Below are 21,117 nucleotides of genomic sequence, written 5' to 3'. Positions count from 1 at the left end.
TAGGATAGGAGTTTTCTGTGACAGTTTTATTACATGGTTGTCATAAAACCCCGTAGAAATTTCACTAAAACCCCATACAAAAAAGGCCGCGTAATGCGGCCCCTTCTAAAGACTAACTTAATTAAAAGTCATACTTGTATGTCAGGCTGAAGCTGGTGCCGCGCGTTTCTGAGCGAAGCAACGTGTCTTCAAACGTGATTTCCTTTTCCTCATCCATAATATTCTGCACTTTGAATGTGACGGTGGTATTAAAGTCAGGATAATACTTGTACACCACATCCAGTGAGTGGAACGGTTGCTCGAAGCTATCGTCGAAACCGTCGATACCGGGTATCAGAATACGCTCACCAAACACGTTGTAGACCACTGACGCAGAGTGCTCCCCGTTGTCGGAATCGTAACCAACCTGGAAGTTAACCACGTACTCTGAGTGACCTGTCATGCGACGTTCAGTGTTAGTGATGGCCGCCGACACACCGGTTTGCTCGACGATGTTCTGGCGATCCAGCACAATTTCCGAGTCACTGATGGTGATGTTACCGGAGGTAAACAGGTTGTCCCAGATACCGTCGCCGAACACTTCCAGCCCTTGCAGGAATTCCACTTCCACACCGTACACTTCGCCAGTCTCGGCGTTCGCAATACGGATCAGTGGCGGGCCATCCTGTGCCGGAGACTGTACCGATTCAATCGGCGCTTCCATGTCTTTATAGAACAGGCCAACAGACAGGTTATTGCCTGCTTCGCGATACCATTCCCAACGGAGGTCGTAGTTGATGATATCGGTCGTTTCAAGGCCTGGTGTACCGGCAATTGGGAAGTCAGTCAGCGGATCGATATACGTCGATGATGACACTTCACGCAGGTCTGGACGAACCACGGTCTGGCCGATACTGGCACGAAGCTGCATGTCGTCTTTCAGGAAGTATGTCAGAGCCAGCGCAGGATAAAAATCGTCTTCCTGGAAGGCAAGCTGTGAGCGGTCCGCTTCATCGTTCAGGTCAAACTGGTTAGAACGCGGATCCAGCGGTGCAACAACCTGACGGAAGTCTTCCCAACGCACACCACCAGTGAAACGCCATTTGTTATCGAAGAAAAAGTCCGCTTCGAAATAATAGGCATCAACTTTCTGTGCAGCAACGTAATCATCACCTGCGATGGTCGTATCACGTAGCACAGGACGGTTGTTCAGCTCAGCACCGGCGAGGTTTTCGTCACTGAAGATGTCACCGAAGATGCTGCCTTCAAGAAACTCACGATTCTCAAAACCCAGCGTGTTTACATCGAACCGACGGTTCTCTGCAGTCCGCGCTTTTGATACGAAATCTGCGCCGAACTTAAACTCGGTTTCCCACTTACCCATGGTGTAAGGCAGTGTGAAGTTATAGCCGTAGTTTTCCAGTCGATCGTGCAGTGTCTGGAAGGAATAACGCGCAGCGGTCTGTGCATCAAGCAAAGAGCCTTCTGTTGCCGGGTCATAAAAGCCGTCTTCGTTGTCATCGGCGATAACAAAGCGTGCTTCCATATTGCCAGGCGCATTACGAATTGAACGACCTTCAGACCAGCGCCAGTCAAAGCCCATAAAGTTGAGCTCTGGGAACGTATGCATCCCTTTTACCTGATTGGTGTAAAGCGTGCGTTCTTCATATTCAACGTCAATATCGCGAATTCGAACACCTTCACTAAGACTCAGGTTTTCAGTGTTACCAAACTTCTCTCGAATTTCATCGCGGGTATCGTTCAGCGCAATAATGCTGTAATCGATTTGATGCTGGCGGTTGTAATCAATCCCTAACGTCAGCAGAGACGACCACTTCACTGTACGTTCAGTACCGCGGATATCATCGAAATAACGCACCAGCGTGATGTCATCACCGATGCGATCCGGATCCTGTAGCTCGTACTGTTCGGTAGCGCGGGTTTCCGAATCGTATCCGGCAGTTGCCAGGAAACCAAAACGCCAGTCATCGTTGTAATCGAAGCTGTTACCCACCGTCATGTTCAGACCCATGTCCGGATCTGCACTTTCTTCCAGCGGGCCGTAATCGCGTTTTACCTGTGAAAACAGGTCCAGTGCTTCTTGCGGATCCAGGTTGTCCAGGAACTGTTTGCTTTCCCAACGCTCCTGAATAGCAACAGGCGCTGCGCGGGTGCCATCATCTTCACCAAACCAGTCGCGGCCACCGCCCTGATAATCCAGCACATCGCCAGAATTTTCTGTGTTGTAACCTAAATTGGCACTTAAGTTGAAGATCATCTCTGAAGGAATAGACTTCAGACGAATATCCACATTACCGCCACCGAACGATGCCGGCATAGAAGGTGAGTAGGATTTTTGTACCGACAGGCTCTCAATGATATCTGACGGGAATAAATCCAGTGGAATAACGTTACGGGTTGGATCCGGGCTGGGAACAATCGAGCCATTCAACTGTGTTGAAGAATAACGCTCACCCAGGCCACGCACATAAATGAATTTGCCATCAACCAGTGTCAAACCCGTGACACGTCGAAGTGCGGATGCGGCATCGCTGTCACCGGTACGGGAAATCTGCTCCGCACCCATGATATCTGCAACGAATGCCTGGTTTTTCCGTTCTTCCATTACCGCTGTTGCCGTCCCTTTAAGTCGGGTTCCGGTAGCAACAACTTCCTCAATCACTTCATCTTCATCAGATTGAGCGAAGGCTGGCGTAACCGGGGCAAGAAGCCCTGCTACTACGGCCAGGCTGATCGGCTTTAGAAAAAACCTGTTAGCAGGTCTGTTCATGATTAACCTCTTTGAAAGCGATTTCTCTCACGGTGTGAAAACCGTGTCTTATATACTTAAAAAGCAAGTACGTCACACTCCGCAACGTACTTGCCTTAAATGCAGGTTAGTAGAGCGGGAGCTTAGTCTTCCAGACCTACCGTCCAGTCAGCTGTCCAGTCATTGTCTGCATCTTTCACCGCACCGATGAAGTCAACTGACATGAAGAAGCTGTCCAGCGTAGACACATCTGTCGCTGTTGTGGTGTCTACTGTGTAGATACCGTCAAGAACAGTGGCAGTGTTGTCCAGCAGGCTGTTGTTAGCTTGCGCCGTGAACCAGGCTTGCTGGTCGAAATCGCCAGAGTTGTTGATGTTCTCTTCACAAGCCAGTACTGAAGACTGCATGACCATTTGCGGCGTGTTTGTGCCGTCCATGTTACCCAGTGCAGTAGTATCACCATCGCTTAGGTCAACCTCGAAGCACTCACCCATGCCAGCCGGGCCAGTTACCAGAATGTTGTACAGCTGTGCGTTAGTCTGGTCACGCAGCAGGATACCTTCTGAATCAGCGTCTGCTGTGTCAAAGGTATTGCCGATAACGGTCATGTTAGCAACCATTGGGTTAGAGAACTCAGTACCGTCACCGCCGTCGCCGTCACCTTCAATTGCGCGGTTGGCGTCAGAGTTATCACCTGCGTGCTTAACCAGTACGAACTGCAGTTTACCCATGTAGCCGTTATCCCAGTCTACAGAGTCATCCTGAATGCCAGTAAGCGTCAGGTATTTAACGTTCACCGCACCGCCAAAGAACTCAACACCGTCATCCGCATTTTTGTGAACCTGTACATACTCAACCGTAGTACCTGAACCTACACCACCGAACGTGATACCGTTAAGTTCGTTATCCGGTGCGATTTCGAAACCACCGTGCATGACGCGAACATAGCGCAGCACACCTGAGTTATCTTCGTTGTCGCTGCCACCGAAGACTGCACCTTCCTGGGCACCTTCAACCTGCAGTGAACAGTCAGAGCCGTCCTGCGGACACTTAGTTGAGTAACCGTTACCCAGAATAATCATACCGCCCCACTGACCAGCTTCACCGGCTTCCAGGCCGCCGATAACATGGTCACGTGACGTGAATGTGATTGGGTCATCTGCAGTACCGTTGGCCATGATTTGCGAGTCACGGCTAATAACCAGATAGTCGTTACCAGAGTTACCATAAACCGTTACACCTGGCTCAACTGTCAGTACCGCACTGTCAGTCTTATCACCGCCTACGAACACTGCACCAGACAGAGCATACAGATTGCCTTCTGTCAGTGTCAGGTCAGAAGTAATGGTGCCAGAAATTTCACATGTCGTTGTAGAACCATCTACCGATGCAATGTTGGTCGTTCCGGAAGGGCAGCCTGACGTAGTTTCAACCAGTTCGATAGTACCGCCACCGAAACCAAACGCCCATCCCTGACGCCAGTCGTCTTCACCTACAGCACCCACAAAAGTGTTGGCTTCAAAGAAAGTATCCATCATTGATGCGTCACCACCAGCAGTCAGCAGCATGCTTTCTGAAGTCAGTGAACCATCGATGTTAAGACCCAGGTTAGCGCGGTCTTCGAATGCGATAAGCTGATTGCCTTCCTGATCAGTGAACCAGGTTTCCAGGTCAACCGCACCTTCCGGAGAGTTGAAAGGTTCGCTACACGCGATGACAGAATATGTCATGGTCAGGTCGCCGTCAGACAGGTTAGCCTGAACCGTGTCGTCGGTATCCATTTCTAAACACTCGCCCATGCCTTGTGGGCCAGTGATAAGGAAGTTCATCAGATGAGCGCCGGTCTGATCGCGAAGCAGCAGGCCTTCAGAGTCAGCATCTTCAGTATCAAACGTGTTGCCCACAACGGTCATGTTAGCAACCATAGGCTGGGAGAACTCAAGGCCGTCGCCGCCATCGCCGTCACCTTCAATACCACGGTTGGCATCGGAGTTATCAGAGGCGTGCTGTACATAAACGTACTGTATTTTACCTTTATAACCGTTATCCCAGTCGACTGAGTCGTCCTGGTTAGCAGTTAGTACCAGGTGCTTTGCGTTGACAGTACCACCGAAGAACTCGACGCCGTCATCCGCGTTGCCGTGAACCTGTACGTAATCCACTTCTGTACCTGAACCCACACCACCAAACGTGATACCGTTCAGTTCGTTGTCAGGAGCGATTTCAAAACCTGCATATTTCACGACCACGTAGTTCAGGATACCTGAGCTATCGGTTTCGTCGGTACCGCCGAATACTGCACCTTCTTCTGCACCTTCAACCTGAAGCGCACAGTCAGAACCGTCGGTAGGACATTTTGTTGAGGGTGCATTACCAAGAATAACCACACCACCCCATTGGCCCGCGCCAACTTCGTCACCGATAACGTCGTTATAAGAGGTCATAATAACCGGGCTATCAGCAGTACCCATCGCTTCGATGGCAGAATCACGACTGACTACCAGGTAGTCTGCACCGGTACGACCAAATACGATGGTACCTTCTTCGATTTCCAGCGTGACGCTGTCCGCTTTGTCGTTACCCACGAATACCGGACCTTCAAGCGCCCATACTGTGTCGTTCGTCAAAACGATGTTGCCACTGGCATCAGCGTCTGCGTCGGTCAGGCGACCTGAAAGTACGCGGACTTCTACGTCAGTACCGAATGCATCTGAAACTTGCCCACTTAGAAAAGAACTGGTCTCGCCAGGACGATCATCATCTTCAACCGGAGGTGTAGTTGGCGTATCACCGCCACCGTTATTGTTGTTCGTTACACTATTGTCAATATCGCCTTCGCTGATATTGATATCGCCACCACAACCAGCTAAAACGAGTGCTGCCGCAATCGCCGAAGCCTGAAATAAGTGCTTAAGTTCCATTCGTTTCTCCAAGTGCAGATTTTTTTATGGATTTAGAAAACGCTGGAACTTTACCTAAGGTAAATGACACAAATGTTACATTACCGTGCTGTCACAAAACTTTCACATTACCTGTTTAAATATTGTGCTACCGGTTTTGAGGTTCGCTTGCCTTGATTCCGAACTCGTTGATTTTGATTGTGTTTTCTGATTCTGAACCATTTGGTCAGGATGAGTTTTTCGCCTGCCAGAACAGGCATGGCGTGGTGCTTGGTATTAAAATTCACTCTTCCATCGGGGTAAAGGTTGTTCCAGATGACAGCCATACCGGCTTTGGGAGTGATGCTGACTTCCCATTCGGTGAACACGGTTTCACCACCGGATTGCGGTGCCACTATATAAACCATGCACGTCCAGGTTCGCTGGCCACCGCTGCGGCCGAGTTTTTGATATGACTCGCTGCCGGGCGCAAAAAAATCGCAGTGTGGCTTGAACTCACCACCTTTTTCGTAATGTTGAGCCTGTACAGTTTCACATCCGCCCACTTGTGGTGACATTAGCTCCCATAATTTGTCTTCAACAACGTCTACAAACGGATGTTTGGTCCTGTGCATAAAGCAGGTTTTAGACGTCCGGTAACGAGTCAGCTTACCGGTTTGCTCTGCAACAATTTCTGAAGGTGCGAGTTGAGATAATGTAATTCTGGTAATCAGCCTGCATTCCTGCTCTGTGAATACGTCATCCACAGTGAAAAGCGGCACATCCGCATATTGTTTCACCCGACAGTTATCAAGCCTTGTTAAAAATCCAGGCTCAGCCGCCTTTTTATAAAAGGCTGGAGTTTCCCGTAGCGAAATATTGTCAGGGTAACGTGAGCCCATGGCTGCCTGTAGCTGTGCCGGTGTGAAACCTTCGTTATACAGCATCTCGACAATTTTATGAGGCAACAGCCCGTTGACGAAGGCTTCCTGAAGCCAGGTGTCCCAAGGGGGTGGCAACGACGACGAGGTAGTGGTTGCTATCGGAACACGATTAACCATCAATGATGCGGCGCTGGCGTAGCAGCACGTCTTCACGAATAGGAAAATACCCGTCTCGCAACACCTGCTGCTGCCCCTGTCGGGACAAAACAAAGCGCAGAAATTCACGCTCCAGTGTGGGAAGCGGTTCATTGGGGGCTTTATTCACCACCAGATATAAAAAGCGGGCGTAGGGATACGTTTCATCACGCACCGTTTGCATGGTCAGAGGGATCAGGTTGTCAGCATCACGGCCTATCGGTAAGGCGCGAACCCCGGCCGTTTTATATCCGTAAGCAGCATACCCCATCGCCCCAATACTGGAGCCTACAGACAATACCACTGATGCCGAACCCGGCTGCTCGTTCACTGTCTTACGGAAATCGCCATCACATAGGGCATCTATCTTAAACAGCCCATACGTACCAGACACCGAGTTACGGCCGAACAACCGGATGGGTGCCTGCGAGTCTGGCCCGGCCATGCCCAGTTGATGCCAATGGGTGACCGGAACAGGCGCACCACAAAACTGGGTAACAGAGAAGATAGCGTCGACCTGCTGTAATGTCAGGCCCTCAAGCGGGTTTCTTCTTTCAACAAAAATGGCGATGGCGTCCATCGCCACGCGCAGCACCAGTGGTGGATAACCATGGGCACGAATAAAATCACGGCGTTCGCTTGGTTTCAGTTCACGGCTCATCGGGCCAAGCGTGGCGGTTCCTTCAGTAAGCGCCGGCGGCGCCGTAGAGGATCCAGATGCCTGGATCTGAAATTTTACCTGCGGATAGAGTTCACGGAACTCCTGTGACCAGAACGTCATCAAATTGGCCAGCGTATCTGACCCTACTGACGTGATTGTCCCTGCCACGCCCGGTTGGCGTTCGTACAGTGGAATCTGCTCGCTTTCTTCTGCTTCTGCAGACAACATACTGGCGCTGGCGCTACTCAGACAAAGCAGTGCAACCGCCTTCAATAAGAAACTGGGAAAACGCCTCATTTATCCTGCTCCGCAATCAGCTCTTCATCAAGGATGAACGAAAAGGTGCTGCCCTCGCCAACCGTACTGGTGATATCCAGTTGTGAGTTATGGTGATTCAGCACATGCTTGACAATAGAGAGCCCAAGCCCGGAGCCGCCGGTTTTCCTTGAGCGCGCTTTATCAACCCGATAAAAACGCTCGGTCAGGCGGTTAATGTGCCCCTGAGCGATACCATCCCCGTCGTCCTGTACAGCAAAACGCGCATCTCTGTGCTGCTTCTGCCAGTAGACATCAATGTTACCGCCTGCAGGGGTATAATGCACCGCATTGAACACCAGGTTTGAGCAGGCACTTCGCAATTCAGTTTCTACACCGAACACACGTAGCGTTGGGTCCACGTGAAAACGCAGAGTATGTCCTTTGTCCGCATTCAACGCGAGCGCCTCGCGCTCTATCTGTCCCAGAATAGCTGGCATATCCACCACGTTCTCATAAATGCGTTCTGAACTGGCTTCTATACGTGAAAGCACCAGCAAGTCTTCTATCAGATTTTGCATGCGCTGGGTTTGTGCAGACATTTCGGACATGGCTTTTTGCATAAACGGATCGTCTTCGTCGGCAGGGATCAGCTCAAGGTAGCCATTAATAACCGTGAGCGGCGTACGCAGTTCGTGGGACACGTTGGCCACAAAATCCTTGCGCATTTCTTCCAGTTGAGAAACCCGGGTGACGTCTCGGGCCACCAGCAGCAAATGCTCTTCGCCATAGGGCATGATCCGGTATTCAAAGGTTTTCGCTGGATTCGTTGGCGAGGGCACCTCAATAGGGTATTTAAAATCGCCAGCGTGAAAGTAATCGATAAACTCTGGGTGTCGAAGCAAGTTATCCAGCCGGCGGCCAGCATCAGAAGGCCACTTCAGGCCCAACTCCAACCGCGCCAGGCGGTTACACCAGATGATACAGGCCTTGGCATCCACCACTACGGCAGCATCAGGTAACGCTTCCGAACCTTCCCGAAAACGCTTGACCAGCTCGCCCAGCTCCTTGCGTTTATTGCGGTTGCGGCGCTGAAGGTAATAAATCCCTTCATAAATGTGCTCCCACACGCCACGAACGCTCGGCGGCGACATCTTTCGGCTATGCCAGAGCCAGCGATTCAGCTTATACAGATGCCAGTAATTAAAAATAAGTAATACCGTGGCACCCAGCGCAACGGCAAACAGCATGTCATCAAGATAGAGCCCGACCAGGGCGAAGATAACCAGATATACCGCCAGGCGGATAAGGCTTCTCAACCATGAGAACGGGTAATACATAATGCAGTAACGCCTGTTGTCCGCGGGTTAACAGAGCCTGGCGACGTGATATCCGTCGCCAGTAAGAAAGAACAATTACAGCTTAGTAGAAAAACGGTAACCAGCGCCACGGACCGTCTGGATCATGGCGTCGTGACCGTGTTTGGAAATGGCCTTTCGCAAACGTCGGATATGCACGTCAACGGTACGGTCTTCAACGTAAACGTTTGTTCCCCATACATTATCCAGTAACAACTCCCGACTGTATACCCGTTCCGGGTGGGTCATGAAGAAATGCAGCAACTTAAATTCTGTGGGGCCCATGTCCAGTGGATCATCATTGGCCATCACCCGGTGAGAGATTGGCTCCAGCTTCAGGCCATTAAACTCAATAGGTTCTTCATTTGAGGTTGGGGTCACCCGTCTCATCACAGCTTTTATTCGGGCAATCAACTCTTTGGGTGAAAAAGGTTTAGTGACGTAGTCATCCGCTCCGGCATCCAGTCCGCGTATTTTATCTTCTTCCTCGCCGCGGGCCGTTAACATGATAACCGGAATATCCCGGGTAAATTCATGCTGCTTCAGGCTTTTGGCCAGTTGCACACCGCTTCCGCCTGGCAACATCCAGTCTAACAGGATGAGATCCGGGTACGGCTCGCAAATTTTTTCCTGTGCGATATCGTAATCTTCAGCTTCCACTGTGTTGAAGCCAGACTGCTCCAGCACAAACTTCAGCATTTCACGAATTGGCGCTTCATCCTCTACCAACAAGACCGTTCGAGACATAGATTGTTTCCTGCTCATATCAAAACGCCGCTATTATTCATATTCACTGTGACAGTTTTATTAAAGGCATTACATATTTGTGTCAAGTCTATGACGATAAACTTCTGTTTAAAGCCTGCTCAATTTGCTTGTTTATTCACTGCTTTACGCATATTCTTTGCAATGAGGAGTGCTTTTTGTAATTGAGAAGGTGTCGTATACATGGGAACCGTTAAGACTGGATTGTCAAGGAAGTTACTGACGCGCGTTCTTTCGGTTTATTTTGTGCTGACGCTGATCGTAACCATCGGGCAGATATTTACCGAATATCTGAGCACCAAAAACCACATCGAGGGAGAGCTTCAAACCCTCAAAAACACTTTTTCCACCAGTCTCACCCGGGCTATTTGGGAACTCAATACACCACAGGCTAAATCTATCGGCCAGGGCTTGATGGAACTACCTATTGTGGTGGGCGTGCAGATCCGTGATGAAAATGGCAACGTGATTGTGGCCAAAGGTGAATACATTGCCATGCAGGGCCAGCCTGTACAGGACGGCATACTTCAGGATCACGTCGGCGGCCTGTTTTCTTACAGCTTCCCGCTCATTTTTAAGTTCTCCGGCCGCGAGTCCAACGTGGGCGATGTCACCTTGTACTCAAGCTTCGATACCATCTTCAGTCGTATCGAAGTAGGGATTTTCTTTCTAATTGGTAATGCCATAGTCAAAACCGCATTTCTTGTGTTTCTGTTCATGACCGCCTTTCGCCGTATGCTGTCTGAACCGCTATCAGAAATTACAGACGAGATGAGCTCGTTCAACCCGGAACATCCGGAAGAGTCCAGAATCAACGTGGTTCTGGATGATGACAACGAATTACAACAACTCAAAGAGTCTTATAATAAAGTTATCGATGATCTTGTGGCGTCGCAGGCAAAACTCAGAGGCACCCAGGAAGAGCTGCAAACTGCTAATAAAAAGCTGGATGATCAAAACCTGATCCTTGAGCAGGAAGTGGCGAAGAAAACGGCGTCGCTGTCTCAAATTATGCTGGACCTGGAGCAGCAAAAAGACGAACTGATTGCCAATCAGCGTGAATTGCGTCAGGAAAACGAAAATCGCCAGTACATCGAAGATGAGCTGCGAAAACGAAACGCTGAACTCGCTCAATCAATGGAAACGCTGAAGCTGGCCAAAGACCAGTTGCTTGAATCGGAAAGGATGGCGTCACTGGGTGGCTTGGTGGCTGGTATTGCCCACGACGTCAATACGCCTCTGGGAGTCGGTGTCACAGCTGCCAGTTTCCTGGAAGAACGAATTCAGACACTAAAATCTGCGTATGAAGACAAGTCACTGACCAACAAGACCATGGCCAATTTTGTCAGCGAAGCTGAGCAGACTACTAGCCTGTTACTGAGTAACCTCAACCGCGCCTCAGAGCTTATCGCCAGCTTCAAGCAAGTTGCCGTTGACCAGGCCAGTGAGGCAGAGCGTCAGTTCAACCTCAACACCTATTTGCACGAGGTACTGCAATCTCTGCAACCCAGCTTTAAACAGACCCGGCATACGGTGGACATTCGCTGTCCGGATGATCTCGAAGTCCGTTGTGCGCCTGGTGTGATTGCCCAAATTGCAACGAACATGATCATGAACTCTGTTAATCATGGGTTTGAAGATAAGTCGGACGGTCACATCATTCTGGATATTAAAGAAGACGACGATGACATCGTTATGAATTACCGCGACGATGGCCGCGGTATGAAAGCTGACGAGCTGGATCAGCTTTTCGATGCATTCTTCACCACCAAGCGCGGTCAGGGTGGCAGTGGACTGGGTACCCACATCATGTACAACCTCGTCACGCAGACTCTGGGTGGTCAGATTGAAGCGAACAGTGAACCAGGCAACGGGCTGGAGTATATCATTCGTTTTCCAAAACGCCTGGACGCCTGAGTTACAGGGCAGTATGCGCCCTTCCTCCACCTTTTTATTGCATCCGCAATTGCGCCATTTGCAGTCCGTTGGTACGCTTGCCCCCCTCCTCTAAGTAACAAGACGCAATTCAATGTGGTTTAAAAATTTAAAAGCGTATCAACTTACCCAGCCACTCTCGCTGGATGAAGACGATTTACAACAGGTTTTAAACGAGAACGCCTTCCGTCCCTGCGGCAGTCAGGACACGGCAACGATGGGGTTTGCATCGCCCTTTTCCCAGGTTGGGAAAGAAAGCGGCGCCATGTTCCATAAAGTGCAGGAGCGTTACTGGATCACGGTGAAAAAGCAGGAAAAAATTCTCCCTGCTGCCGTTGTGAATGCAGAGCTGGCTGATAAGGTAGCTCAGATTGAAATGGAAACCGGCTCGCCAGTAAGCAAAAAACAACAGTCTGACTTGAAACAGGAAATTACTACCCGGTTACTACCTCAGGCGTTTAAAAAGAACAGCTATATTCACGGCTTTATTTCCATTCCCGAGCGTATGGTAGTGATTGACGCCTCCGCTGACGGTAAGGCTGAAGGTTGGCTGGCGCTAGTGCGCAAAGCGATAGGGTCGCTGCCGGTAGTGCCGCTTGCCCGTCATAGTCTGCAAAGCGAGCTGACACACTGGTTAACCGATGGCACACCAGAAGGGATCACCCTGACCGAAGAAGCTGAATTCAAATCTACTGACGAACTGGAAAGTGTGGTTCGTGTGAAAAATCAGCCGCTGGACAGTGATGAAATCAAAATGCACCTGGATTCCGGCAAGCTGGTACAAAAAGTAGGATTTGAGTATCAGGAAACACTGACTGCAATTATCGCTGAAGACGGCTCGTTCAAACGCGTGAAATTTACTGACCGTCTGAAAGAAGAAACTGACGACATCCCAAAAGATCAGGTAGAGGCCCGTTTAGATGCGGAATTCGCGCTTATGTCAGCAGAACTGAGCGCATTTCTGGACTTTATGCGCACATCGTTGTCGCTGGAACAAGAGTAATCGCTATGTTACTGCAGCGCCCTGCTTTCCGGGCGCTGCGTCTTCCATCATTGGCGGTAATGGCACACCTAAGGCCACCTCTTCATCCGCAACTCATCTGCCCCCGTACGCCAGACTCAACCCTGGTCCGATGTTTCCCGGTAATCCTCATGGTATGCCTGCCCCCAGCTACACAATTGTCTTAGCGTAGGCTCAAGACTGCGCCCCAATGTAGTAAGCGAGTATTCCACCCGCGGAGGCACTTCTGCATAGACGACCCGATTAACCAGATTATCCCGCTCAAGTTCGCGTAGCTGCTGCGTCAGCATCTTTTGCGTCACTCCGGGTAGCCGCCGACGCAACTGACTAAAACGCAGTGTCTTATGACACAAGTGCCACAGGATAACGCCTTTCCATTTGCCACCAATCAACTCCAGCGAGACCGCCACGCCACAAACAGGTTGCCGTTTTTCATTTTCTGTTGGTACAGAGGTCATGCGCCCTCCAATAGTTTCTTTTTGGGTACTACCCCACTAAAAAGTGCATACTTGCGCAATTACACTATATTGTCAAAATAGCATGCAACCCTACGTTAAAACACTGGAGAAATGCCATGACTACATTTCGTGCCATGCTGATAGAAAAAGCAGACAACAACACCTTTATTCGGACCATCACATCGCGCCAGGTTGACGATCTTCCCGCTGGTTCGCTGCTGATAAAAGTACATTATTCCTCGCTTAACTATAAAGATGCGCTGTCAGCAACCGGAAACCCGGGCGTCTCACGAAACTTCCCCCATACGCCAGGGATTGACGCAGCCGGCGTTGTCGAGTCCTGTTCAGACGATCGTTTTTCTCCCGGCGATGAAGTGATTGTTACCGGTTTTGATTTAGGCATGAACACCGCCGGCGGCTTTGGTGAATATATCCGTATACCCAGCGAATGGGCGCTGGCAAAACCAGCGGGCTTGTCGCTGAAAGAAGCCATGATGTTAGGTACTGCAGGCTTTACCGCCGGATTATCGGTACAGGCGTTGGTCGAGCGCGGGGTTAAGCCGGAGCAGGGTGAGATCCTGGTAACCGGGGCTACCGGAGGTGTGGGCAGTGTGGCCGTTGCGCTGCTTGCAAAAGCGGGCTTTACTGTCACCGCCTGTACTGGCAAGTCAGAACAGAGAGACTTTCTGCAATCTTTAGGGGCCAGCGACATCATCACCCGGGATGCGTTTCTGGAGAAAAAAGAACGCCCGATGTTAAAAGAGCGCTTTGCCGGAGCGGTTGATAGTGTCGGCGGTGACTACCTCGCTCAGGCTCTCAAAACCACGCGTTACGGCGGTGCGGTAACGTGCTGCGGCCTGACGGCCTCACCTCAGCTTAATGTCAGCGTGTTCCCGTTCATACTCAGAGGAATGTCACTGCTGGGCATAGACTCAGTTGAATGCCCAATGCCGCCTCGCGTGCGCTTGTGGGATAGGTTGGCTGGCGAGTGGAAACTCGATAATCTTAACGCGCTGACTACGGAATGTGGACTGGACGACCTAAGCAACAAGATAGATGCTATTTTGGAAGGCAAGGTGTCAGGACGTACCCTAGTAAAGCTGGGTTGATATACAGCCAATAAGAGTAAAGCGAACTGCATTTGGGTACTGCTACAAAAGTCGGGAAGTAAACTTCATGGACAACAATAGCAACCAGAGTGATTTGACCGCGAGTGGTACGTTATTGTTAAAATAAGTTGCCTGTAACAACCGGCATCCTGACAACAGGATGCGTTAATACGCTTTATTTTGCTTTTGTTGCAGTACCGCCGCCGGGGTGCTCATTTACTCCATACTCTATTACTGACAGGCCAACTACACTCACTCAGGACTGTGGATAGTAAATTATATCCAGAAACCGGGTCAGCGAACCGACTGCGCGATAGCCATGAGGCCGGTCTGCCTTTAGTATTGATTGCTCACCGGTTGCGAGCGTGAACCAGTCATCTCCCTCTGCGAGTTGCAGCTCTCCTTCAAGAACATGGATATGCTCTTTTACACCTTGCTGATGGGCATCTGACAGCTGGGTGTGATTGTTTGTTAGGGTGATTTCAAACACCTCAAAGCCCGTGGAGGGATCATAAGCAAAAAGCGTTTTGACCTGCATGTTCGGATCATTGGCGAATGCGTCACCGTCTCGCTTGCTCGTTTCAACGATAGCTCTGTTCTCATGCGTAATAAAGGTGGAAAACGAACACGACAACCCCGTCGCAATTTTCCAAAGTGTCGCTATTGTCGGACTCGACTCACCGCGTTCAATCTGGCCGAGCATCGCTTTCGACACCCCGGTTGTCTGTGCGGTTTTATCCAATGACCATCCTTTGTCTTTTCGTCGCGCCTTCAGTTGCCTGGCAATGTTCTGATTAATGTGTGAGTGATCCACGATGCCCCTATTGTGCGCTATAACGCACGATGTTATCTTACCACTACATTGTGCGCTAAAACGCACACAACTCAGTGTACCCCTATCTGTCGCCATTGTCAGGAGCTATCGTCATGTCTGCTTACCGCTTATCGCATATTAGTGCTGGTCTTGCCGCTGTTGTCGTGGGCTACAGCAGTGCCGTCGTTCTGGTCATTGATGCAGCCCGACAAGCAGGCGCCACGCCACCGATGGTCATCAGCTGGTTGCTGGCGCTGGGGTTAGGCATGGGAGTCTCCTGCATTCTGTTCTCCTGGTGGTACAAAATGCCGGTGGTAACCGCCTGGTCGACACCGGGCGCGGCATTTCTAATCGGCGCTGCCGGAGAATATACCCTACCGGAAGTGATCGGCAGTTTTATTGTCAGCGCGGTGTTCTCAATTGTGGTTTCACAAAGCAAAGTCCTGAGCAAGGCCATTGGCAGGATCCCATCGGCAATAGCTTCAGCTATGTTAGCCGGGATCTTACTACCCATTTGTCTGGGCGTATTCAGTGACGCGGCAGTGTACCCCGTTCACACTGTCCTGTTCCTGGCTGTTTATCTGCTTGGCAGTGTCTTTTTTCCCCGTTATATGATGCTGACGCTGCTGTTATTAGCATGTGTTACCAGCATCGTTATGGGGGTGCCGGACGATATTAACTGGACAGCACCAACGCCGGTCTGGGTCACCCCTGCTTTCTCACTGTCTGCGACTATTGGCCTCGCGTTACCGCTATTTATTATCACTCTACTCACCCAGAATTTGCCCGGCATTGCCATTCACCGGGCACACGGCTATTCCCCTGATCACAAAAGCGTGCTGTCAGGACTGGGCGTTATACAGCTTATTCTTGCTCCCTTCGGAGGCTTCACCTTTAATCTGGCAGCAATCACTGCCGCCTTATGTATGGGAGAAGATGTCGATTCCAAACCCGGGCAGCGATACCGCGCCGCAATTGTCGCGGGCGTTGGCTATCTGATAATGGGAGCAATGGCGTCATTGGTCGTCGTCGTATTTCTTTCTATGCCAACGGTCGTCGTGCACTTACTGGCAGGTCTGGCCTTGCTGGCAACCTTTCAGGCTTCGGTTGTTCGGGCTATAGAGGCTCCCGAATATCGTCAGGCAGCAACATTAACTCTGGTATGCTCTGCTTCAGGTATTACCCTTGCTCAGCTAACGGCCCCGGTGTGGGGACTGGCGCTTGGGCTGCTTGTTATGATGATGGGGGCGTCGCCGTTTCGCCGCCGGCAAAATGGGTAAGCTCCCACAAGCCGCCAGCTAACCACAGATAATGATAAGAGATAAAAAAAACCGGCATTTGCCGGTTTTTTATTAATAGGGAAAAAGACTATGCAAAAATCTGCTTGGCAGCATCCCGCATTTCTTTAAATTCATCCGAAGTCAGATCTCTCACGCTTTCGATGGCGCCCCGCTGTACAGCGAGATTAAACACTGCATCTTTTTGACTATCCATTTTACCTGACAGCGCTGCGCCAATTCGAACAAAGTCAATATAAGACAGTTTGTCCGGTATAACGCCAAGGTCTCGCCAGTTTTCTGCAACGTTTACAAACTCATTACCGAAGCCCCATTCACGCATGATACTGCCGCCAATCTGGCCGGATAGCTTTTCAATAGCGACATCGAGGAATGTCGGGTTGGCGAACACTTCTTCATGTCGTTCTGCCTCGGTGAGAATTGGCAACACGCCTATATTGTGCACCAGCGCGGTCAGCGTAATTGTGTCCAGACTCAAATCACGTTTCTTCGTGCGGGCCACATACATCTGAAGTGCTGCCATGGAGCTTGAAACTACGTTTACCGTATTTGTCCACTCGCGCTTCATGTATTGGCCAACCACCTCATTTTTAGATACAAACAGTTGCTCCATGGCCAGCGCCGTTGCGATGTTCTTGATTTGTCGCAGACCGATACGGGTAACCGCCTGATTGATCGAATTCACCTTTACCGTACGCCCCATGTAGGCGCTGTTGGCAATTTTTATCATACGCGCTGTTAAAGACGGATCCTGACCAACCACATCTCCCATCGAATGAAGGTTAATATCAGGATCATCGGCGGCCTTGCGAACTTTCAAAGCAATTGCCGGTAGCGTAGGCAGTACCAGTGTGTCGTTGTTGATTTTTTCAACCAGTATGGTCAATAGCGCATTTTGTGTAGACATATCCCTACCTTATTTGACGTTTAGTCTCACCGATACCCATCGTGGTCGGCTCACTATTTCAGCAAAGTCCTGCCGATTCAATGACTCTCGCCCTTCAAGTTCCAGACCTTCCTGTTAGCCTGCAATGAGCGATTGTCGAACCTTACTTACTACAAGTTTAGCAAACTGCGATACGTTTTTTAGTCAGTAATTAGTCTAAATGTTAATTACTTACCCTGTTGGTGAACTAAACGCGTCAGAAAAACACCGGTAAGGTCTGTCACGTTTCACCTTACCACTGCAGATTCATTGTCGTTATCAACGGAGAAGTTTAAAAATATATCACGAATCGCAAAGAGTGCACGGTAAGTGTAAGGGTTTATTGATCCCGGACATACCGTTTCTTACTTCGTCGCAGTACCCACAAGATAGCGATCTTTTTTCAGCTCCGCTATGCTAGAAGCAGATTCGCGCTGTCTGCAAGCAGCTATATGCAGTATGCAGACAGCGCTATTAAAATAATGAAAGGGAAAACGACATGAAACTCACCACAATCAGCGTGGCGCTGACCGCCTCAATGCTAGTGCTTTCAGGGTGTAATAAAGCCCCTGAAAGTACAACGCCGAAGACTCCGGAACCTGAACAAAGCGTTGGTGCTAAGCAGGAATTATTAGTCGATGAAAGCCGGCTCTCCATTTATCATCCGGTCTCACTGACTGCGGATCTGTCACACTTAAATGCCGATCAAAAAGCCATGATTGGGGTGCTTATCGATGCATCGCAAATTATGGATGACCTATTCTGGAAACAGGCGTTTTTTGAAGATAAACGAACGTTTTTGTCCCGCATTGAAGATGAAGATATCCGTCACTTTGCCAGCATTAACTATGGTCCATGGGATCGTTTGAATGGTGATGCCGCCTTCCTTGCTGGCTATCCGGAAAAACCGCCGGGCGCTGAGTTCTACCCTCACGATATGGAAAAAGAAACGCTGATGACCTCCAGCGTGGATGACAAAGATGGCCTGTACTCTCTGGTTCGCGAAGATGCCTCTGGCAAACTTGTCACTATCCCTTACTCTGAAGCCTATAAAAGTGAATTAACCCGCGCTGCGGAATTGCTGAGAAAAGCAGCCGGGCTTGCGGCAAACGAAGAGTTTGCGAATTATCTTTCATTGCGAGCTGACGCGCTGCTGTCAAACGATTACCTGGCCTCCGATATGGCATGGATGGACATGAAGTCTAACCCTGTAGAGCTGGTAATCGGGCCGATTGAAACCTATGAAGATCAGCTGTTTGGTTACCGCGCAGCTTTTGAATCTTATGTCCTGATTAAAGACCTCGAATGGAGCGAGAAGCTGGCAAAATACGCGGCATTCCTGCCAGAGCTGCAGCGAGGGCTGCCAGTCACCGACGCTTACAAGTCGGAAATGCCGGGTTCAGATGCAGACTTGAACGCTTATGACGTCGTGTACTATGCCGGTCATTCCAATGCAGGTAGCAAAACCATTGCGATTAACCTGCCGAATGACGAACGTGTGCAGTTGGAAAAAGGGACACGCCGCCTGCAACTAAAAAACGCAATGCGCGCCAAGTTTGACAATATTCTGGTACCGATTGCTGAAAAACTGATTACGCCGGAACAACGCGAGCACATCACTTTCGATGCGTTTTTCGCGAACACCATGTTTCATGAAGTCGCCCATGGCCTCGGCATCAAAAACACGCTGGATGGTGAGGGAACGGTGCGCGCTGCGCTAAAAGAGCATGCGTCAGCGCTGGAAGAAGGCAAAGCGGATATTCTGGGTCTGTATATGATCCAAAGCCTGCTACAGAAGGGTGAAATTGAGCAAGGCGTGCTTGAAGATTACTATGTGACTTTCATGGCCGGCATCTTCCGCTCCGTGCGATTTGGTGCATCCAGCGCACACGGCAAAGCGAATATGATCCGCTTTAATTTCTTTGCGCAGGAGGGCGCATTTGAAAAAACGGATGACGGCTATTACCGCGTCAATATGGAGAAGATGGGAGCAGCAGTAGAGGCGCTTTCTGAACTGATTTTGACACTTCAGGGCGATGGCGACTACAACGGTGTAGCCGAACTGGTAGAGAGCATGGGGGTTATTAAGCCGCTGCTTGCCTCAGATCTTGCAAAACTGGAAGCCGCAAATATACCGGTCGATATTCATTTTGAGCAGGGTAAAACCGTGTTAGGCCTGTAGTTATCACGTCATTGTCAATCGACCATAGGTCATGACAGCCTACACTAAGCCCGGCACTCGCCGGGCTTGTTACTCGCGCCGCTCACTTCACATTCTGACAGCATCTCGCTACATAGCTTTTTGATATTCTTACAAATCACGTCTTCGTAATTCCTTTCTCAGGGGGGGCTCGGTAATTTCATAAAACGATCCTGTTCACTCAGAGAACGTAAGTATTGAAGGTAAAGACAGGATGACCATCAACACGCACACAATACCACTGGTAGGCATGACCAGCGATACAGACCGGCTTTACTCACGGGTTGATACATGCAGCCCTGGTTAATACAACAGTTAAGGCCAATCTGGTTGTTTGTTTCTATTTATCAGACATGCTGTACAAACGGCGCGTGTCTTTGTGCCACTGTGAAGTACCTGTTTCCCGTTCTCGCTTATGATAGAAGGAGTACCAGATGAAAACCGATTTTCAGGACCGTGCCACCGGCGCATTAATGGGTGCTTTTATTGGTGACGCTCTGGGACTGGGACCGCACTGGTATTACGATCTCGATGAAATGCGCCGGGACTTTGGTGACTGGATAGACGACTATACAACACCAAAGCCAGGCCGATATCACGAAGGACTTGAGGCAGGCGACCTCAGTCAGGCCGGGTATATCTTAAACCTCACACTTTCCTCCCTCATAGACCGTGGCGCGTATGATGAGCAGGATTTCTGTCATCATATGGACACCGAGTTACTTGCCCGAACGGATGGTACTCCTTACTCTGGCCCCGGCGGCTATACCAGTCAGTCCATTCGGGATGTGTGGCAAAAGCGTGTCGAAAATGGCCGCCCCTGGGGAGAAATTGGTGGGCATGCTGATACAACAGAGGCAATAGAACGCACTCTGGCTATTGCTGTGCGTTATGCCAAAAACCCACAACGACTCAGTCAGTATGTGGCATCTAACACTATGCTGACTCAAACGGACGACATGGTAGTCTCGTTAACTGTCGCTTTTAATGCAGTGCTTGGGCAGCTGCTGGAAGGTGATGCACTGGATGCCAGAATTTCAGATACACTGATGAAGAAAGTGCAGCAGGGACACCTGCCGTTTCACGCCGGAAGTGGTAAAAAGCCTCCTCCAGGCGAAAACGATGACCTCGTTATGGGCAGGACGGGCAATTTTGCCTCGCCGGATCCCTTATTAACACCTGGTTTTATTGCTCAAGCCGCCAAAGATAGCGCGATCTCTATTGAGCCAGCCAGTAAGGTGTCGCTGATATATGGCATGCCATGCGCTATCTATCATGTTGTGCCGGCAGCCTATTACCTGTCATCACGGTTCAGCGACGACTTTGAATCTGCTGTTTTGCATGCCGTCAATGGAGGGGGACAAAACCAGGCCAGAGCCATGTTAACCGGCGCGTTGGTTGGTGCCCAGGTCGGACTGTCTGGGATCCCAAGACGATTTCTGTCGGGACTGAAAGACAGTACGGCGCTGCTACGCCGGGTCAAAACCCTGGTAGAACAGGTGGAGGCAGAGGCAGACACCAACCGCAACACAGAAGCAGAGGCGGCTGAATAACTCTGTCGCCAAAAACAGAGCTTTGGTTTAACGAACATAAGCTCGTAACAACGCAGTG

Annotated in this window: 15 protein-coding genes; 6 read left to right on the top strand and 9 right to left on the bottom strand. The window is 50.1% G+C overall.

All coding sequences use genetic code 11. The features are described from left to right. Positions 1-121 precede the first annotated feature (121 nt). The 6 genes from ACLBLI_RS03610 to phoB form a co-directional block, all read right to left on the bottom strand. Positions 122-2,770 (bottom strand): TonB-dependent receptor domain-containing protein, encoded by a 2,649-nt coding sequence (locus ACLBLI_RS03610; protein ID WP_414829798.1) that lies wholly within the window; start codon positions 2,768-2,770, stop codon positions 122-124. Between the two features lie 122 nt (positions 2,771-2,892). Further along, positions 2,893-5,670, bottom strand: coding sequence for a hypothetical protein (locus tag ACLBLI_RS03605; RefSeq protein ID WP_414829797.1), 2,778 nt, complete (start codon positions 5,668-5,670; stop codon positions 2,893-2,895). A gap of 107 nt (positions 5,671-5,777) precedes the next feature. Next, on the bottom strand, positions 5,778-6,689 hold the full coding sequence (locus ACLBLI_RS03600; protein ID WP_414829796.1) for a prolyl hydroxylase family protein: 912 nt from the start codon (positions 6,687-6,689) through the stop codon (positions 5,778-5,780). Continuing rightward, positions 6,682-7,665, bottom strand: coding sequence for a PstS family phosphate ABC transporter substrate-binding protein (locus ACLBLI_RS03595; RefSeq protein WP_414829795.1), 984 nt, complete (start codon positions 7,663-7,665; stop codon positions 6,682-6,684). Before ACLBLI_RS03595 ends, ACLBLI_RS03600 begins: the two co-directional genes overlap by 8 nt. Next, on the bottom strand, positions 7,662-8,963 hold the full coding sequence (phoR, locus tag ACLBLI_RS03590; protein ID WP_414829794.1) for a phosphate regulon sensor histidine kinase PhoR: 1,302 nt from the start codon (positions 8,961-8,963) through the stop codon (positions 7,662-7,664). The genes ACLBLI_RS03595 and phoR overlap by 4 nt, the downstream gene beginning before the upstream one ends. Before the next feature lie 75 nt (positions 8,964-9,038). Continuing rightward, complete coding sequence (phoB, locus tag ACLBLI_RS03585) at positions 9,039-9,728, bottom strand: phosphate regulon transcriptional regulator PhoB (protein ID WP_414829793.1); 690 nt, start codon at positions 9,726-9,728, stop codon at positions 9,039-9,041. A 201-nt stretch (positions 9,729-9,929) separates the two neighbouring features. On the opposite strand from phoB, the gene ACLBLI_RS03580 reads away from it, so the two are divergent. Together ACLBLI_RS03580 and rdgC are read left to right on the top strand one after the other, a co-directional pair. Further along, positions 9,930-11,663: an ATP-binding protein gene (locus ACLBLI_RS03580; RefSeq protein WP_414829792.1), complete on the top strand. Its 1,734-nt coding sequence runs from the start codon at positions 9,930-9,932 to the stop codon at positions 11,661-11,663. Positions 11,664-11,775: 112 nt separating this feature from the next. After that, entirely contained in the window at positions 11,776-12,684 is a 909-nt protein-coding gene (rdgC, locus tag ACLBLI_RS03575; RefSeq protein WP_414829791.1) for a recombination-associated protein RdgC, read from the top strand. A gap of 116 nt (positions 12,685-12,800) precedes the next feature. On the opposite strand, the gene ACLBLI_RS03570 is transcribed toward rdgC, so the two are convergent. Next, complete coding sequence (locus ACLBLI_RS03570) at positions 12,801-13,160, bottom strand: winged helix-turn-helix transcriptional regulator (RefSeq protein ID WP_414829790.1); 360 nt, start codon at positions 13,158-13,160, stop codon at positions 12,801-12,803. 116 nt (positions 13,161-13,276) lie between these two features. Here ACLBLI_RS03570 and ACLBLI_RS03565 point away from each other — a divergent pair, with 116 nt between their 5' ends. Beyond that, on the top strand, positions 13,277-14,269 hold the full coding sequence (locus ACLBLI_RS03565; protein WP_414829789.1) for a YhdH/YhfP family quinone oxidoreductase: 993 nt from the start codon (positions 13,277-13,279) through the stop codon (positions 14,267-14,269). Positions 14,270-14,525: 256 nt separating this feature from the next. Here the strand turns inward: ACLBLI_RS03565 and ACLBLI_RS03560 are convergent, their stop codons facing one another. Further along, a complete protein-coding gene (locus ACLBLI_RS03560) occupies positions 14,526-15,083 on the bottom strand; it encodes a helix-turn-helix domain-containing protein (protein WP_414829788.1) in 558 nt (185 codons plus the stop codon). 113 nt (positions 15,084-15,196) lie between these two features. On the opposite strand from ACLBLI_RS03560, the gene ACLBLI_RS03555 reads away from it, so the two are divergent. Next, positions 15,197-16,363 (top strand): benzoate/H(+) symporter BenE family transporter, encoded by a 1,167-nt coding sequence (locus tag ACLBLI_RS03555; protein WP_414829787.1) that lies wholly within the window; start codon positions 15,197-15,199, stop codon positions 16,361-16,363. Positions 16,364-16,451: 88 nt separating this feature from the next. On the opposite strand, the gene ACLBLI_RS03550 is transcribed toward ACLBLI_RS03555, so the two are convergent. Further along, positions 16,452-17,288, bottom strand: a complete 837-nt coding sequence (locus ACLBLI_RS03550) for an HDOD domain-containing protein (protein WP_414829786.1) — start codon at positions 17,286-17,288, stop codon at positions 16,452-16,454. Between the two features lie 517 nt (positions 17,289-17,805). Between ACLBLI_RS03550 and ACLBLI_RS03545 the strand changes: the two genes are divergently transcribed. Both ACLBLI_RS03545 and ACLBLI_RS03540 read left to right on the top strand, forming a co-directional pair. After that, the gene (locus ACLBLI_RS03545; RefSeq protein WP_414829785.1) at positions 17,806-19,488 is read left to right on the top strand and encodes a dipeptidyl-peptidase 3 family protein; all 1,683 of its coding nucleotides are present in this window, start codon (positions 17,806-17,808) and stop codon (positions 19,486-19,488) included. Between the two features lie 452 nt (positions 19,489-19,940). After that, entirely contained in the window at positions 19,941-21,059 is a 1,119-nt protein-coding gene (locus tag ACLBLI_RS03540) for an ADP-ribosylglycohydrolase family protein (protein WP_414829784.1), read from the top strand. The last annotated feature ends 58 nt before the right edge of the window (positions 21,060-21,117 follow it).

Source organism: Alteromonas sp. H39 (assembly GCF_047556435.1).
In the GTDB taxonomy this organism is placed as follows: Bacteria; Pseudomonadota; Gammaproteobacteria; order Enterobacterales; family Alteromonadaceae; genus Alteromonas.
Note: the sequence above shows the minus strand (reverse complement) of the source record. Positions and strands in the feature narration are given on the sequence as shown.

Coding starts and splice junctions, on each gene's coding strand:
- ACLBLI_RS03610 (WP_414829798.1), bottom strand. CDS start 2,770: ATGAACAGACCTGCTAACAGGTTTTTTCTAAAGCCGATCAGCCTGGCC.
- ACLBLI_RS03605 (WP_414829797.1), bottom strand. CDS start 5,670: ATGGAACTTAAGCACTTATTTCAGGCTTCGGCGATTGCGGCAGCACTC.
- ACLBLI_RS03600 (WP_414829796.1), bottom strand. CDS start 6,689: ATGGTTAATCGTGTTCCGATAGCAACCACTACCTCGTCGTCGTTGCCA.
- ACLBLI_RS03595 (WP_414829795.1), bottom strand. CDS start 7,665: ATGAGGCGTTTTCCCAGTTTCTTATTGAAGGCGGTTGCACTGCTTTGT.
- phoR (WP_414829794.1), bottom strand. CDS start 8,963: ATGTATTACCCGTTCTCATGGTTGAGAAGCCTTATCCGCCTGGCGGTA.
- phoB (WP_414829793.1), bottom strand. CDS start 9,728: ATGTCTCGAACGGTCTTGTTGGTAGAGGATGAAGCGCCAATTCGTGAA.
- ACLBLI_RS03580 (WP_414829792.1), top strand. CDS start 9,930: ATGGGAACCGTTAAGACTGGATTGTCAAGGAAGTTACTGACGCGCGTT.
- rdgC (WP_414829791.1), top strand. CDS start 11,776: ATGTGGTTTAAAAATTTAAAAGCGTATCAACTTACCCAGCCACTCTCG.
- ACLBLI_RS03570 (WP_414829790.1), bottom strand. CDS start 13,160: ATGACCTCTGTACCAACAGAAAATGAAAAACGGCAACCTGTTTGTGGC.
- ACLBLI_RS03565 (WP_414829789.1), top strand. CDS start 13,277: ATGACTACATTTCGTGCCATGCTGATAGAAAAAGCAGACAACAACACC.
- ACLBLI_RS03555 (WP_414829787.1), top strand. CDS start 15,197: ATGTCTGCTTACCGCTTATCGCATATTAGTGCTGGTCTTGCCGCTGTT.
- ACLBLI_RS03550 (WP_414829786.1), bottom strand. CDS start 17,288: ATGTCTACACAAAATGCGCTATTGACCATACTGGTTGAAAAAATCAAC.
- ACLBLI_RS03545 (WP_414829785.1), top strand. CDS start 17,806: ATGAAACTCACCACAATCAGCGTGGCGCTGACCGCCTCAATGCTAGTG.
- ACLBLI_RS03540 (WP_414829784.1), top strand. CDS start 19,941: ATGAAAACCGATTTTCAGGACCGTGCCACCGGCGCATTAATGGGTGCT.